Consider the following 15,271-nt stretch of genomic DNA (forward strand, 5'->3'; position numbering starts at 1 on the left):
ATTTTTAAGACTACTGCTAGCACTAATCTTTTATTACTTGCTTAGGCGTTCCAATCTCATCTATTTCCCATACATTATAAATACCGTCTCGATCAAAGTCTACAACGGCAGTTGCCCGCACCTTAAATGCATCTGTGGTAGCCGTAATAATCTCATACACATAATTTGCATTACCTCCATTTTTTACAGTGCGAGGAGCTTCAAAATCAATCTGATCAAAATCATTTGAAAATCTGGAAGAAGAGTAACTGTATAAAATTTGCATATTGTGTATGTGCTTAAGTTGCGTCTGGGCTTCGAGACTTTTGGTCTTTGAGATAAGCGGCATTAACTTAGGCATTGCCAGTAATAATAATATACCTATAATAGCAAGTACGATAAGTATCTCTTGCAAATTATATGCTGGTATTTTACGTTGTAAAAAAGGCTTCATTACTGTAAATATAATAGTATTCAGTGTATTAAAAAATTAAATGCCCCTCTTACTTCAAACATTAAAAAGACTAGTAACCCCAGAAGTATATTTTTAAATGAGCTTCTAGATATTCTTGCTTTCGCGAAAAACATATCGTTCTTCTTGATAAGCGTTTAATATGAGTTCGTAATGTCAAATTCATACGCTCAATCTTATTGGTACAATATTGAAAACGTTTGTGCATTTCTTTGGGAATTAAACTAGGATAGATATTAAGTCTATCGGTATAAATTCTAGTGGGTTGAAGAAGGAGCACCTTATTGATTAAAGGCTTAATGTTTTCTTTAGTCTTTCTGCCAACAAAGAAATCAATCACGCTCCCAGTCTTTTGCTCTATAGCATAAGTTATCCAAGTACTATTTTTCTTATTACCTATAAAACTCCATAGCTCATCTACTTCAAATTTACACCCTAAAGTATTAAAGTACGGAATCTTGATTTGCTTACTGATTTTCAACATCCTTGATAAAACAGTATTTTTAGAAATCTTCAATACTCTGGCGATACCTAACACACTACAACACTCTCTTAAAAGACTAATAAGTAACGTATCTATAGAACTATCATACGCTTTATAATGATAGTTTTCTTGAAATGAAGTGAAACAAATCTTACAGTAATACCGTTGTATACCATTTCGCTTCCCTCTTTTAATACAATGAGCTTGATCACAGTTTTTACAATTCATACTTTAAATATACCAAGCACCATTCTGACCTACGTAAGGAAAACAAATCCTTATTTTAAGCCATCTAAGAAATCTTTATTATGTGAATAAACAAGAATAAGACCCCATTTGAGGGCTTATTTCTTTTATAACTAATTGAAAATCATACCAAAATTAACTTCGTTTTTCAAAAGCACCATTCTGACCCATTACCCGCTAAAGCTCGTAATACTTACGCATAAAAAAACGCCACTTTGGACGGTTTTTATTTTTAAGGGCAAGTGGTATAAGGATTACCACATTGCATATCGGGTTGCAACCAACCTCGTTTGGTTTTTCCCTCGTTAATGGTTTCTACATAAGCCCATTTATTACAAACATTTAAAACTCTAACTATTTGCTCTTTCTCTAAAACGGAAGATATAGAACTATCAAGATTTGGTTTATCATAAAGGTTCAGGTTTTTGTTATCATAATTTCTAGTAACCAAACCTAATGTGCCTTTTCTTACCCAAACATTTTTAAAATCTAAATCTTCAAAACTAACTTTAAAAAAATCATTCTCAACACCTGTTATTTGTAAAATATAACCTGCTTCTTCATCAGAATTTATTGCTTTTAAAATATTGTTATCTTCAGGCCTATTATAAATGTCTAATTTCTCATTACTCTTATAATGCGTAAAAGCAGTAACTTTAATAGAAGTACATTCCTTTTTAGCGCTATCATTACAGCCTAGTAAAAGAAAACAAAATATATAAATTGTTAATTGCATTTTTATCATAATTAATTTTTACGTCCTTTTAAACTACTATCAACAGGTGGTGGTGTTGTTCTTGTAGAAACATTATTTTTTGCTCTCTCATTAGGATTGGTTCTCCTAACTTGAATTAAAAATGAATTAAGCTTTCCTAATTGCCCTTCTACTTTTTTCCATTGTCTACCATCTATAATTAAACAACCTTGTGAACTTCTATCTCCTTTACCACTCCAATTCGTTCTATGCAAAAAGATTGCCTCCATATAATCCTTACCATTAGCTTTATTTGTACCTCCTTCAGGGTTAATTCTAGTTGTACCATCCAAATTACTAATTCTATAAGTTAACGACCCTTTACCATAGGGACTAGTTGCCATTTGTTGATGACTACCTTGATAATCTCCTTCTTCAATCATAGAGTATTTACTTGGGTCTGATGATACAGAAATACCTCTATAATTTTGTACATCATCAGCTCCGCCAGGACCATAAATAGTAACATCTGCCGTAACAGCTCCTTCTCCTGTCATTTTGCCATCGGCTCCTAGTTTTTCATCAGTACTACCATTGAAAACTACAACGGCTTTAACACCCTGCAAAGCTATACTTTCGGTCTGCTCATTACCATCATCGTCTGTATATGTATAGGAATGTTCATATTCACTTCCATCTTGCCAATTCCAAGAAGCTTCTTCCTCTCCTTCATTTCTGTAATAAAACCAATCCATTCCATCTGGGTCAACAAAAATCAATGGGTTGTTTGCTACAAAATGATAAGGATTTAAATCTAGGCTATTTTCAGCCAATGGATCTATATTAAACCAACGTCCTAATGCAGGGTCGAGCATTCTTGCTCCAAAATCATACATATTCAACCCTAATTCTTCTTGAAGTTCTTTGTTGTTGAATTTATACGGATGTTCCGTACCATTCACGACATTATTGTATCCTTTATGTTCAAGTCCAAAAGGATAGTAGTTTTTCTCAGATATAATTTCACTCGATGGATTGATAGACCCGTTACCATCGGTATCTGCATATGTAAGTCTAACGTTGCCTAAGTGATCCTTATACTGGTAAATATAGTTAAAATCACTCCCATCTGGTTCTACATAACCCTCAGGATGACTAAACATTGTTAATACATTGTTTTTATAAATAAAGTTACCTGCATAATCTGTCGTTACTCCATTTACAGTCTTACGTAGCTTTACACCCGTAGCGTCATAAACATACCCTATAATACCCGTACCCGCTCCTTCATTTACCGTAACGTTTACCGTAGTAGGAAGATTAAGGTGGTTATAACTTATCGAGCCAATACCTTTATTTAGATCTTGGGTCATATTACCATTAACATCATAAGTATAGTCAGTACTTGACCCTGGGTTTCCATCTCTAAAACCTTCATTTTTAATAAGTGATGTAGCTAGTTCTCGCACCCTGGTAAGCTTATTGCCATCATACGTATAGGCAAGTCTATCCATTTCTGTATTATGAGCGTTATGAGATCCAAATCGCTGTAGTGACTCTATATTACCATTTTTATCATAAACTACATTTCTTAAGTCATATACATCTTCAATGTCCATTGGACTCGTATCTACACCTACTTGATTACGAAAGCTAGAACTATTGTTTATACGATTAAGGTGGTCGTAATCATATATATAAGAACGCTTTCTTTTATCAAAACCTAAACTTTTCCAAATAGTTCTAGATATATTTCCATTATACAATCCACCCTCAATTTTAGTATCCCCAGAAGCTAGAATGTCATAGTTAATTCTAAAATTAAACAAATCTGATGCACCAGCAGTGGCCTGGTCTACATTATTTATATCTGTGAGCCATCCTCTTACATTATATCGATAATCAATATCCTGAAGGCCTTGTTCAGTCCCTGGTTCTTGATCTAAAGTAGTCTCTCCCCCTACTAGCTTAGATTCTAGTTGCCCTAGGTCATCATAAATACTTTGAGTAATGAGCTCAAGATCTCCTACATTAGACCCATTATCTACACGTTGTTTATGCGTGAGTAATTTACCCAATTTATCATATGTAAAGTAATCTGTAGTTACAATTTCTGAATTACTCCCTTTGCGATGTTCAGACCTGCTTTCTAAAACTTTACCAGTAAAGTCTAGATTATAATGTACCTCATCTGAAGTATTTAGATAGGTATTGTCTGTGCGCTGCCAGATTAGTCTCCCCTTGGCATCATATCCCATAAGTGTATTAATGTAGCTTGTAGTGTTAAGTACATTAACCCGTGAAGCGGTAGAAAGACCCTTAGTTTGTATCCCATCTACTAAGTCAACACCAAAATAATTTGCTTCTGGTTTGGTAAAACCTACATTAAAGCTATTATAATTATCGTAGTAATTTATTGTGTATATTTTTTCTATACTTGTCGGTATAGCCCCACTATATGTATAGTTTAAAGGAACACCACCTACTGTAGGTGAAGCACTTGTTCTAGTTTCATATTGTGAAGGGTAAGAATTTCCATTTGCTAGATTCTGTAATGTTAATCTAGACGATGAATTTGAAATTAACCCAGTATAAGCAACTCTCCCAAAAGCATCATACTTAGTAAACAACCACTTGTTGTCTTCGTCAAGCTTCTCATCCTGAGTAAGAACAGGTTTGTCAAGCTTATTATAAACTATTGACTCCCATCTTTTTCCAGGCACTTTCTTCTCTATCAAACGATTACGACCATCATACTTGTATTGATAACAGAGTTTATTAAGTTCTGTAGCGCTAACCGTACCGTCAGATGTTGAAACTTTAGGAGGCAACACAAATGTAAGATTACCGAAGTCGTCATAGACATAATAGGTATCGTGCTTTACGTTATCATTAAATGTGCGCTTAAGTACAACCTGTCCTTGCTTATTTCTAAATTCTACAGTGGTGTTATTATTGTTTGAAGATGGAGTCCAATTTTCGTCTTTAGTAATGCTTTTATAAAGTTCTAGACCATCATACAATACTCCTGGCACCAGTGTCGGATCTGATGTATCAGTGCCAAAAGCCACATCAAAGAAATAAACCCGATCTTCTGAACTTGCAGAAGGATTTACATTGCTTGCATACTCAAATTTTATTGTATGATCAGTATCATTAATAGGATCAACAACCCAAGAGGCTCCAGGAGCACCCTGCTTTAACGGTCGATTTAAAGGAGACTTTTCATAAAGAGTTTCACTATAGGGATTTGTTGTATTTTGATACTTCTCTACATCATAAAAATCATATGTCTGTTCTTCTGCATCAGAATGAATCTCTCCATTTAATGTACCTTGAGAAGCATAAGGGAGAAAACTTTTTGAAACACGTCCAAAATCGTCATATTCAAAATGCGTAACAATATCACCACCACTTGTAGTAGCAATATAATCTGCAACACTCTCAGATGCAGCACCATCATTAAGACGAGTCGATCCTGAAGTCATTGCTTCAAAACGAGGAGACCAGAAGTATTGCTTAGTATTTATATCTGTGCTATAATAGAGATAATTACGCATCCTGGTTTGAGTAGATGTAGATTTCCATTTAAATTCTCTACCATCTTTTACTTTATTACCTTGTAAGTCATAAACACCACTCTCACCTGTATCAGCTCCTCGATAATTATAAGGATGAATAACTCCAACTAGAAGATACCACGCATCAAGCTCCGGAAGATCACCCGCCCAGAAGTAAGGATTAGTTTGTGCTTTACCATTTAAATCATCTACTAACTGAGTGCCGTGGTAGGTACTACCATCTTGACTACCCGTTCTCTTAACCCAAGTTGTATAACGATACTTCTTTGTTTTATCTATCGGAAAATAGTCTGTATTCCAGCCACCGTCTGCATTTCGACCCGCATCATTATCACACTTCCATAATAATTCTGTGCCTCCATTAGGACCAGTACCATAAACTCTCTTATTTTCTTGATCACTCCCATTCCTATTGAAAAATGGCGTATTACCAACACCCTCATTCCAGTCATTTACAAAATTGCCAGATGTTTTATTAAGTTTCTGAACAGTAGGGTTCCAAAAATACTGACGTGTGGAAGTGTTTGATGCATTGTAAAGTAGCGCTCTCATTTTAGTTTGAGTAGTCGTACTATTCCATTTCCATTCAATACCATCATAAACTCTATTCCCTTCTTTGTCGTAAATTCCACTTATTCCAGTATCGCCACCCGAATAGTTATAAGGATGAACTACACCCACAAACAAATACCACTCGTCAAGTTCAGGCAAAACTCTACCCGGGACAAAATAAGGGTTGGAATGAGGAGAGCCACTTAGCGTACTAACATTTAACGTTCCTAAATAAGATCTTCCATCAGTTAAATTTGCACCTTTCTTTACCCAAACAGTAAAAATGTAGGAACTAGATTTATCTACTGGAAAATAACCCGAGTAAAAGCCGCCATCTGACCTAGCTGAACCAGCATTATTAGCACATTCCCACAAAATATCAGTTTCGTCTGAAGGTGTTGTGCCTTGCACACGGCGACTCTCATTTGCATCGCCATAGCGTGTAAAGTTTTGAGTACTACCTTCACCTAAGGCCCAATCAATCGAAAGACCAGCTAGACTTCGACTGTCTCCACTGGATTCATTACCATCAGTAAATCCAGCACTTGACACAACACCATCAACAATAATCTGTTGTTTTATTCTGCCTAATCCATCATAATAATTTATTGATTCAACCTTACCGTCCCCACCTACATCACCACTTACTGTCTCTACTTGATATGATGTAGTCTTAACATAGTTCTCTGAAATAGTCTGACTAAACAACGTAGTTGACGCAAACAATCCTAATAGTGTAATTAATAATCTCATAGCTCCTAGTTGTTTAAAATGTAGTTGTACTCATTCTGACTTAAAATATTACCATTCGAATCTTTTACAAATTCTAAACGGTTTTTCTCATCATATACATAATACATCGTGTAACCACGTGGATCTGTTTGACTAGTGACGCCTATTAAAGGATCGTAAGTATAGGAAGTCACTTGTGCATTAATCATCTCTGGACTGCTCCTAAGATTATCCAGCGCTTCCCTTAATGCGCCTTCATTACCTAAATAACCTAATGTATTGTCATTATCGGCATTTGAGAGTGCACTAAGACTTCCAAAAGACAAAAGACCATCGGATGAAGGGGGATTAACTATTTTAGCAATAGGGTATTCTTTGTGATATCCCCAAACAAAAATAGTTTCTAAATCATCTTTATCTATTAAAGATATAATATTACCTTCAATGTCATATTCAATCCTAAACTCCTCAAAATAATCTTCTTGGTCTTTAACTTGAACTAATTGTTTAATTAATTTATATCCCTGGAATGCAGTAGTATCATATTCTCCCTTTCCATCAAATGTTTTTTGGTCATCAACATATTTTTGAATTTGTACTGGCGTTTTTAATTGATTTCTTGTAACCATACCAGAATACTCATCATTATCAAAGTTTTGCGGATATGAGTAAACTTCTCTATAATTTTTTCCGCTGCTGGTTGAAAAACTTTTTTCCTTATTGTAAAGATATTGAGATTCTTGATCTCTAGTATACGAAGTAATTGTCTCTATGTCGTCCTGAAAACTTCTAACCTCATCTGGCATCCAGAACATTTCTATTTCCTTATATCTAATAAATTTATGTAACATTTTAATATCTAAATAACATTCACCAGACTCAGAATAGCAATTATTTGCAAAATCTACAGTTCTATTTTTGGGTAAATAGATTTTGAAACTCCAGGGATGTTCGTCGTTATCATCCTGGTTGATTAAAATATTATCTTGCAAGAAAAGTTGGTCAGGGCTTAACAAATGTCTTCTTAGTATATAATCTGTTTCTAACTCACTAAGAAGGTTAGAGTTTCCATCATAGGTTCTTTCAGAAACCTTTCGAGCTCCTTGTATATCTGTATTTATAGGAACTTTTGGATAGCTATATTCGTTAATCTCAAATGGGGTTTCATATTCCGTTTCTACATATCCATTATGCGATACGTTAAAGTTATAATCGGAAGAGTTAGGGTTAGTAACAGTTGGAAATAATGGAGTTGGATTGCTTGTAGATTCACTTACAAATTCAAACTTTTTTCTCACTTTCTGATAATATATAGGGACACCTCTATTTCCAAATTCTTCAACATATGTATTAAGATAGTAGTTCTTTTGTGTCCATTGTGTTATTCCACTCCCAGATTCAGGAATCACGGTTACATTATGAGTTTCTGAAAGCTGTGGTTTTTTATTCAATACTCCAGTTGAAAAACCATCTTCATCATAATAAGAATATTCGACTTTAGAAACCTTTTCACCAGTATTATCGAAATTTGAAATTTCTTTAACTCGAATACCGCCAACTAAATCATTAACAAAAGGCTCCCCGTCATCGGTCATATCAGGAATGTAGTATTCAAGTCTAATTCTTGAATTGATTGGATCATTATAGAAATAAGATGGTCTATCTGTATTACCATCTGTATGGGTTGAAATATAAAATCTATACGTACCTGGAATAATCCAAAAATCCCCACCAGAATTGCCTGTTTGATTAATTGTATAATCATCAGTACAACCAAAAACATTTCCAGGAGGATATGGACAATTGTTATCAGGATCTTTACCTGTTACAAAATTTGGCACCAAAATAGGGTTAGGATAATAAACATCACAAGGCTTAGGGTCAAAAGGATCAGGCACATTTAAATTATTCCTTCTAGAGTTAATTACTAATGGGTAATACCAGTGATTTAAAGGTGTTGCACTATTATAACAATGTTCCGTGTAATCAGAAGCTGGAGGCCCAGACAAACGTTTAATTCCTAAATAAATTGAATTACCGTGAGTTGCATCGCCAGAGATAAAATGAGAAAGACTGGCTCTAACAGGGTAATCAAAAGTTACTGTTCTTTCAATATGCCGATTATTATTTGTTGCTGTTGCGTACAGCTGTAGTGTTATGTTTCTATTAAAGTCTGAGCCAGAACCATTACTTTGCTCATAGGGAACCTTAATATCATTCTGTTCATATCTAATTTCAGTAAATCCACCTGTAGGATAAATTATTTTTTTCATTGCCCCTTTACGAGTATGCAATTCACTAATTTCTTTGTTTACTTGCGACCCATTTATAGAATTTGCTATAGCTTGACTATTATTTGCACCATTGTAGTATCCATAATTGTCTTGATCTAGAGGCTTAGATGATGCATTTCTAAAAAAACCTGGATATGAAAAACTTAATTGATTATAGTCAAATCCATAATACATTTCATTATTTTTAGTTATCTCTACTAGTGCATCCCTGCCTCCCAAATGCTCAAGAGTGAAATCATTAATGATTTGATCATTATTATTTCTTAACGTAATTCTATCGTAAACTTTATGATTCTCAAAACCACCCGGGCCCTTCTCCACTGTGTGGAAAGTTAAACTACCTTTAGGGAAATCAATAGAATTGAGTATTTTTCTATTCATTAATGTTACCTTATTAGCATCATTATAGCCTCCAGTAACTCCGTCGAAATAAGTTCCTAATTGATTCGGCGTAGTGTATTCACCATTCCAACTGATGGCTTTGGCTGAGAAATTCCAAGTATGCCAAGTCTCTGAACCATAATTAAAATTTACTCCTTCGCCGTTAATATATTGTATTCTTGATAAAAGCCAGGATGTAGTTCTATCGTAGTAAATATCTGGGTTTTCAGGAGTTGCGTATATGTCCTCTGAATCTCCGCTTGTAAAATGATACTTTACGCCAGCATCATCTGTAACTGTAAAAGCGCTAATATGAAAATATGGAAACAGTGAAGTTTCAATATCAACTTTATAATTAGTAACGGACAGAAAATAAGGTTCTAATACGTTATTTGGTTCCCTCTTAACCTTAAAAGAAAATCTTTTACCTGCAATATTGACTACATATTTATCTAATTCTGAATCCAATTCACCTCTATAGATTGCCATAAATTTATGGTAAGGCATATCGTAAATTTCTGAACTACTAGAAACATCCACGAAGTCATTTATCAAGCTCTGAACCTCTGTTAGCTCATCACCAGTATTAATGTCGCCATAATAACCTTTGGGTTTAAAATCAGCAATTCCTCTTATTTGTCTAGTTATACTACCGTAAGCATTGAGCGTCCATCCCCACCCTGCCAATGAAGGCTTAGCTTCCGTAATAAATCCTCCATAATTATACTGAAGAGTTATTGGCCAATCATTGCCATCAATTTGTATATTGTGAATAGGAACTGTAAACGCCATTTGACCAGTTGATTGGTCTATTGGTACATTTGACGCCATTGAAAGAGCATAAGACTCTGGTGTACTTGGAGTAACTGTTGGTAATGAATTTTGACTAATTAGTGATTTTAAAAAACCAAAGAAGATTATAATAATTAGCAAAAAGTTCCTATTCGAAACTAGTTTCATAGTCTGATTTAAATTTTATCATATTAATTTCTCTCTTATGAAGATTTATTTCAATACCGATTATTTGAATTTGATATTGAACTTTATGAAGAAAAAAATGTAATATGATTGATTGATTGATGAAATTAAAAGTCTAAACCTAAGCAAATATGCCTATACTCAATTACGGAAATCCGTAATTAAGTGGTTTAAATTAATTTTAGCAACACATAACCTGCTGAAATTAAACTAATTGCACATAATTATTCATTGTGTTAAAATTATGTTAAATAGCCCATTAGATCATAAACCTTACCAAATACAATTACAAAAAGCCTAAATATGCAAAAGTAATTCTACTATATCTTTAATTTTTAAGAAGAGTATCGCTCTCCAATAATAAACCTCTTGTAAAAGCACACCAATTACTATAAAAATCTAATACTGGGTTTTCTTTATTGTTAATTCGAACAAAGAGGAATTAAAGTGAGCCTCAAATTGTAGGCTTCCCTAAGAATAGGACAATATTACGATTTAGATAAAATTAAAAACATTTACCTTTTAGTAAGGTGTTTTTATCATTTGCAGCACTGTAGGTTCAATATGAGTATAGAAAGTTGAAATCTAAAAGCACCACAAAAAAAACGCAAGCAAAAAGGGTTTTTAGCTTTACTTTGTGAGGTTGTTACTTGCCTTCATATTGATAATAGCCTTTGTAATCCACATTAGTTTCAGGACGTTCGATACCTAGCTCACACGCTTTTTTGTAAAGTAATTCATTGTAAAAATCACGTATAGATAGTTTATTGGCTTCACAATAATTGTCTAAATCTTGTTGTAATAGATCTGAAAGAAGTGTATAACGCGTATCAATAGGGTAGTATGCCTTAGGTATTGTAATATCATAATGCCCACACAAATCCAGCCCTTCGTAAACTTGGTAATTTAGTTTGTAGTTTTTTTGCTCTAAAATGAATTGTTTTATCAAGTTTTGACAATTTAATGTACGAAACTCATAACGCCCTGGGCAATTATTTAAGTGTTCTGGAAATTTATATTGAAAGTCTGAGGTAATATCTAATAGATTACGTTCAAGACGTTTAATCCTAGATTGTTTTGCATTGGTAACAATAATTGTATTATGTAAATCTATACCTAGATTAAAATTATCGTGTATTTGACGAACTCTCCTAAGAATATTATTTGTGACACCAATTTTGAAATAGTTCTTATTATTAAAATGTAGAATATAAAGCAACATAAATGACATTTAAGTCATTACAATTTATAAATATTCTTAGGAATTTCCAAACTATGAGTAAAAAATTGAGAAATGACACTTTAATCAATGCCATTGCATTAGAATTAGGAGAGTTGAGGGCCACATTATCTTTATCTCAAGAGTTTGTATACAATGATTTAGGTATACACATAGGTAGAATAGAGACGGGCTCCACAAATCTTTCTGTAAGTACCTTAGATGTGTTGCTAAAATATTATGACATCTCTTTTTCAGAGTTCTTTAAGCAAGTTGAAGAAAGGCTCAACCCAACTGATGGGTTATCATAAACTTGATATAACTGTCTGGGCACATTTACTCGTTTGTTATTTTCTCCCAAAATGATTGGTTTTTAAATTCATTTAGTTTTTGGTCAAGATAGTGTTGGGTACTCTCGTTATTGTCTTCATAAACACTTTCCCAAGCATTTTTATATTTGTCAAAATAATTGAATTCTATCCATTTTGAACTCACATATACTGTGCTACACAAACCAATTAAGATCAAAAATGATTTGACTATTTCTACAGCACTACCTCTTTCAATTTTGAGAATAAAAGACCTAGGTATACTTTTTGGAACATTCTTTAGTAGTTCTTCTAACATTCTTATTGATTCAATATTATGAGAGCGCATAATTGATAATGAACTTATAAAGTCAGTAAGTGTTATCTCAGCTTTATCCACCCGTTGTAGCAACTCATTATTGCTCTTATTTGATCCTTGAAAGTTTTTCAGTGCCTTCTCTAAGTGTTCAACTTTTTGAATGAGTTTAAGTAAATAAGTTTCTTGAATATTCATCTTCGTGTGCGTTTTTTTCTTCTTTTCTTTTTATAGACCTCCTCGTCTGCGTTGTCTATGGATGAATTGGTGTTTGGTGAGCTTTCTAAAATAAGGTCTATAAAATCTGGGGTTCTTGACGTGCTCATAGGCTTTACATTGCTTGGTCTGCCTATTTTGGTGTCAGGTTCAATTTCTATTTTGTTTTCAAGTTTTTTCAATAAATTACCTAGACTATATTCTCTTCCCACTGCGCTGCCTTTTATGGGATGATTATTTTCTAGCTTAATAAAAGTAATACCTCTACCCACTTTACATTTATACCCGGTTAGGCGCATAATTGCAATAAATTCATCCATATTCTGAGCTTCATTTATTGCGTGATCAATTGCAAATCTTAATGCATTAATTGATTGATTAGAATTCATACTTCTCTCATTTAAAATACGTTTTAAATGATATTTTTTTTCCAGCTTTCGCGAAAGCGTCATCGCTCTTTTTGAAAAATTTGACATATCAATTGAATTACCATCCAGTTTTATTGCCGAAAGTGCACAATGAAAGTGTTGATGATTTATACTGTCTGGATGCGCTACTGCAAACCATAGATCACTACCGCCATTAAATTCCTGCATTACGTCTTCAAGAAGTTTCAAGCGCATTGATTTTGTAATGTTATCCTCAGCCGGAAAAGAAACAATGATGTTATAAGCTATGTTTTTTGCTTTATTATTTGTGAGCTCTCTAGTGTGATATTCCTTCTTAATTGATTCTATATCTTGGTAAGGCAACACTCCTTTTGAATCCAGAATTTCGTGCTGCTGATTAACCAAGTAATCAAGAAGATTTTCTGAAGAACCTGTCCGAACAATTTTAATGATCATATTTCTTATTGATTTTTGAAAGTAAGCCAGCAATTTCATTTTTCAGAAGCTCAAGATTATATGTTTCTGAGAGTTCAAATACTCTTTTTAATTTGACTAAAAGCCATAAATTTCTACCTAATTGAGCTAGTTCAATTTTTAACTTTTCAGTTTCAAGATCTGGGAGAAATCGCACACAGATTTGTTTGTTAAGTCCGGAAGCTATAAGGTAATTTGAAAGCGTAGTATCATATTTTTTCGCTTTTTCCTGCAGTGCAAGTTTCTCTTGACCTGTTAGTCTTATTGATACCCTCTCTGTTTTATTATTCATTGTTATGTATGAGCTTTAGTGAATACTTCTACTTTATGTACACACACGCTTTTAGCGTTTGTACACACAAAGTCCAACTTGCTAACTCTTTCCCCTTTGCTTCAGGGTTAACTTAGGGGAAAGAATAATTAGTTAAGCCTCCATTTACCTGAAAGACGTATTTTTTAATTCGTGCATATTAAACATCTCGTAAAAACGATCTTCTATGTGAAAGCCATACCGTTCCTTAATTTGTGTAATAGTTAGATTTGTGATTATGTGGGTTCGCAGACCGTTATTGCAAAAATTTCTATATCTGTTTTCTAAGATTCTAACAAATATGTCTTCTTTTCCAAAGTTTGACCCTAAGGGTTCTCTGCCTAAGTCATCAAAACAATAAATTTCATTTGAATACTTATTTATTACCATTTCCTTTTGCTTAGACAAATTGTATTGACTAACGACAAATGATGCAGACACAAACTTTGCTGTCTTCATCTTTTTTTTTACTTCAAAATCCTCTATAATTTTAAAAATCGTACTCTTACCAGAACCTACTGGACCCCTTAGCAGAATACCCTTATTCTTATTACCTCCTCGTTCCGTATATTTTTTTGAATTAGCCATATACTCCACAATTTTCAACACTTCATTTTTATATTGATTACCTAATATCATCTTTTTTCCAGTTCGTGAAATTCTTTTTTCCCCTAAGTCCAAAAACGTATTTAAGATCTTGGATACGTCATTTATTACAATCATCAAATAATACTTAAATGATACCTTGAATTGATTCTATCTACTTGTTCACTACCAGAATTAGATTGAGAATTATTTTTGGAATTCTCTTTAGGATTATGTCCGAAATATTCTTTCGGAACTTCAGGAAATATTCTTCCGGAAGTTCCAGAACTTTTCTTTTGGAAGTAGTGAAAGAATTCTTCAGTAGGTTTGAGACAGATAATTCTTCTACTCTTGCGATACATTTTCGATCTATCAATAAACCCCTTTCGTTCTAAACTTCTCAAATGATTCTGAATAGACTTTTCTGATAAGCCTCTTTTCTCTGCTAGCCAGTTGTCCAATCCAAAAAACACTTTGTTATTTATTTGAAAATTGTAAATGATTTTAAGAGTAATTTCCTCTGTAGCAGATAATATTTTCTTCTGTTTAACACGAGTTTTTATAAAATCTGTATTTAACTCTATAGTTTTCATAATATAATTATTTGAAAACCTATATATTTACATAGGTTTTAATTCGAGATTAAGACTTTTTGAAAATCAAGCACAACCGTCCAGGGTTGTGCTTTTTTATTCCTACTTCTAGAGACTAAAGAATCGATAAAATAGTCTCTTGTTATTTAAGCAGGGATTGTAAGGAAGCTTCCCTTTCTATTTGGAAATTTGATTTAATTGGATTTCTTAACATCCAAGCATCTAAATCCGCCCTTTTAAAATAGATTTTCCGTCCACCGGGACGAAAAAATGGAATATCATTATTTGAGGTCAATCGATAAAGATGTGATTTACTCAAATCTAAGTAGGCAGCTGCTTCATTAAAAGAATGTATGTCCTTTATGAAGAATAAATGTTCTGCGATTTTTTTGGGAATTGTTTTCATTATCTTTTCAGTTTTTAACTATCAAAGACTTTGCGCTAAGTCACACTAAAGTTTAGTGATGG

The 15,271-nt window shown here is 33.4% G+C and carries 13 protein-coding genes; 1 reads left to right on the forward strand and 12 read right to left on the reverse strand.

Going from position 1 to position 15,271, the window contains the following annotated elements:
- Window positions 1–22 precede the first annotated feature (22 nt).
- From MED134_RS08375 to MED134_RS08400, 6 genes are all read right to left on the reverse strand, one after another.
- Entirely contained in the window at window positions 23–433 is a 411-nt protein-coding gene (locus MED134_RS08375) for a prepilin-type N-terminal cleavage/methylation domain-containing protein (RefSeq protein WP_038597882.1), read from the reverse strand.
- A gap of 70 nt (window positions 434–503) precedes the next feature.
- Entirely contained in the window at window positions 504–1,163 is a 660-nt protein-coding gene (locus tag MED134_RS08380) for an IS1 family transposase (RefSeq protein ID WP_038597885.1), read from the reverse strand.
- A 250-nt stretch (window positions 1,164–1,413) separates the two neighbouring features.
- Window positions 1,414–1,926 carry an SH3 domain-containing protein gene (locus MED134_RS08385; RefSeq protein WP_038597887.1) on the reverse strand — a complete coding sequence of 171 codons (513 nt, stop codon included), beginning with the start codon at window positions 1,924–1,926 and terminating at the stop codon, window positions 1,414–1,416.
- 2 nt (window positions 1,927–1,928) lie between these two features.
- A complete protein-coding gene (locus MED134_RS08390) occupies window positions 1,929–6,761 on the reverse strand; it encodes a DUF6443 domain-containing protein (RefSeq protein ID WP_038597889.1) in 4,833 nt (1,610 codons plus the stop codon).
- A gap of 5 nt (window positions 6,762–6,766) precedes the next feature.
- A complete protein-coding gene (locus tag MED134_RS08395; RefSeq protein ID WP_038597891.1) occupies window positions 6,767–10,375 on the reverse strand; it encodes a hypothetical protein in 3,609 nt (1,202 codons plus the stop codon).
- Window positions 10,376–11,039: 664 nt separating this feature from the next.
- Window positions 11,040–11,615, reverse strand: a complete 576-nt coding sequence (locus MED134_RS08400; protein WP_038597893.1) for a GIY-YIG nuclease family protein — start codon at window positions 11,613–11,615, stop codon at window positions 11,040–11,042.
- A 53-nt stretch (window positions 11,616–11,668) separates the two neighbouring features.
- On the opposite strand from MED134_RS08400, the gene MED134_RS08405 reads away from it, so the two are divergent.
- Window positions 11,669–11,923 carry a helix-turn-helix domain-containing protein gene (locus MED134_RS08405; protein WP_038601074.1) on the forward strand — a complete coding sequence of 85 codons (255 nt, stop codon included), beginning with the start codon at window positions 11,669–11,671 and terminating at the stop codon, window positions 11,921–11,923.
- A 25-nt stretch (window positions 11,924–11,948) separates the two neighbouring features.
- Here the strand turns inward: MED134_RS08405 and MED134_RS08410 are convergent, their stop codons facing one another.
- From MED134_RS08410 to MED134_RS08435, 6 genes are all read right to left on the reverse strand, one after another.
- Window positions 11,949–12,434 carry a hypothetical protein gene (locus MED134_RS08410; protein WP_038597895.1) on the reverse strand — a complete coding sequence of 162 codons (486 nt, stop codon included), beginning with the start codon at window positions 12,432–12,434 and terminating at the stop codon, window positions 11,949–11,951.
- A complete protein-coding gene (locus MED134_RS08415) occupies window positions 12,431–13,297 on the reverse strand; it encodes a relaxase/mobilization nuclease domain-containing protein (RefSeq protein WP_038597897.1) in 867 nt (288 codons plus the stop codon). Before MED134_RS08415 ends, MED134_RS08410 begins: the two co-directional genes overlap by 4 nt.
- Complete coding sequence (locus MED134_RS08420) at window positions 13,287–13,607, reverse strand: plasmid mobilization protein (RefSeq protein ID WP_038597899.1); 321 nt, start codon at window positions 13,605–13,607, stop codon at window positions 13,287–13,289. Before MED134_RS08420 ends, MED134_RS08415 begins: the two co-directional genes overlap by 11 nt.
- 144 nt (window positions 13,608–13,751) lie before the next feature.
- Window positions 13,752–14,306: a hypothetical protein gene (locus MED134_RS08425; RefSeq protein WP_148305643.1), complete on the reverse strand. Its 555-nt coding sequence runs from the start codon at window positions 14,304–14,306 to the stop codon at window positions 13,752–13,754.
- Between the two features lie 41 nt (window positions 14,307–14,347).
- Complete coding sequence (locus MED134_RS08430; protein WP_038597903.1) at window positions 14,348–14,803, reverse strand: hypothetical protein; 456 nt, start codon at window positions 14,801–14,803, stop codon at window positions 14,348–14,350.
- Window positions 14,804–14,945: 142 nt separating this feature from the next.
- The gene (locus tag MED134_RS08435; protein ID WP_038597906.1) at window positions 14,946–15,209 is read right to left on the reverse strand and encodes a helix-turn-helix domain-containing protein; all 264 of its coding nucleotides are present in this window, start codon (window positions 15,207–15,209) and stop codon (window positions 14,946–14,948) included.
- Between the last annotated feature and the right edge of the window lie 62 nt (window positions 15,210–15,271).

It is taken from the genome of Dokdonia sp. MED134 (genome assembly GCF_000152925.2).
Classification (GTDB): Bacteria; Bacteroidota; Bacteroidia; order Flavobacteriales; family Flavobacteriaceae; genus Dokdonia.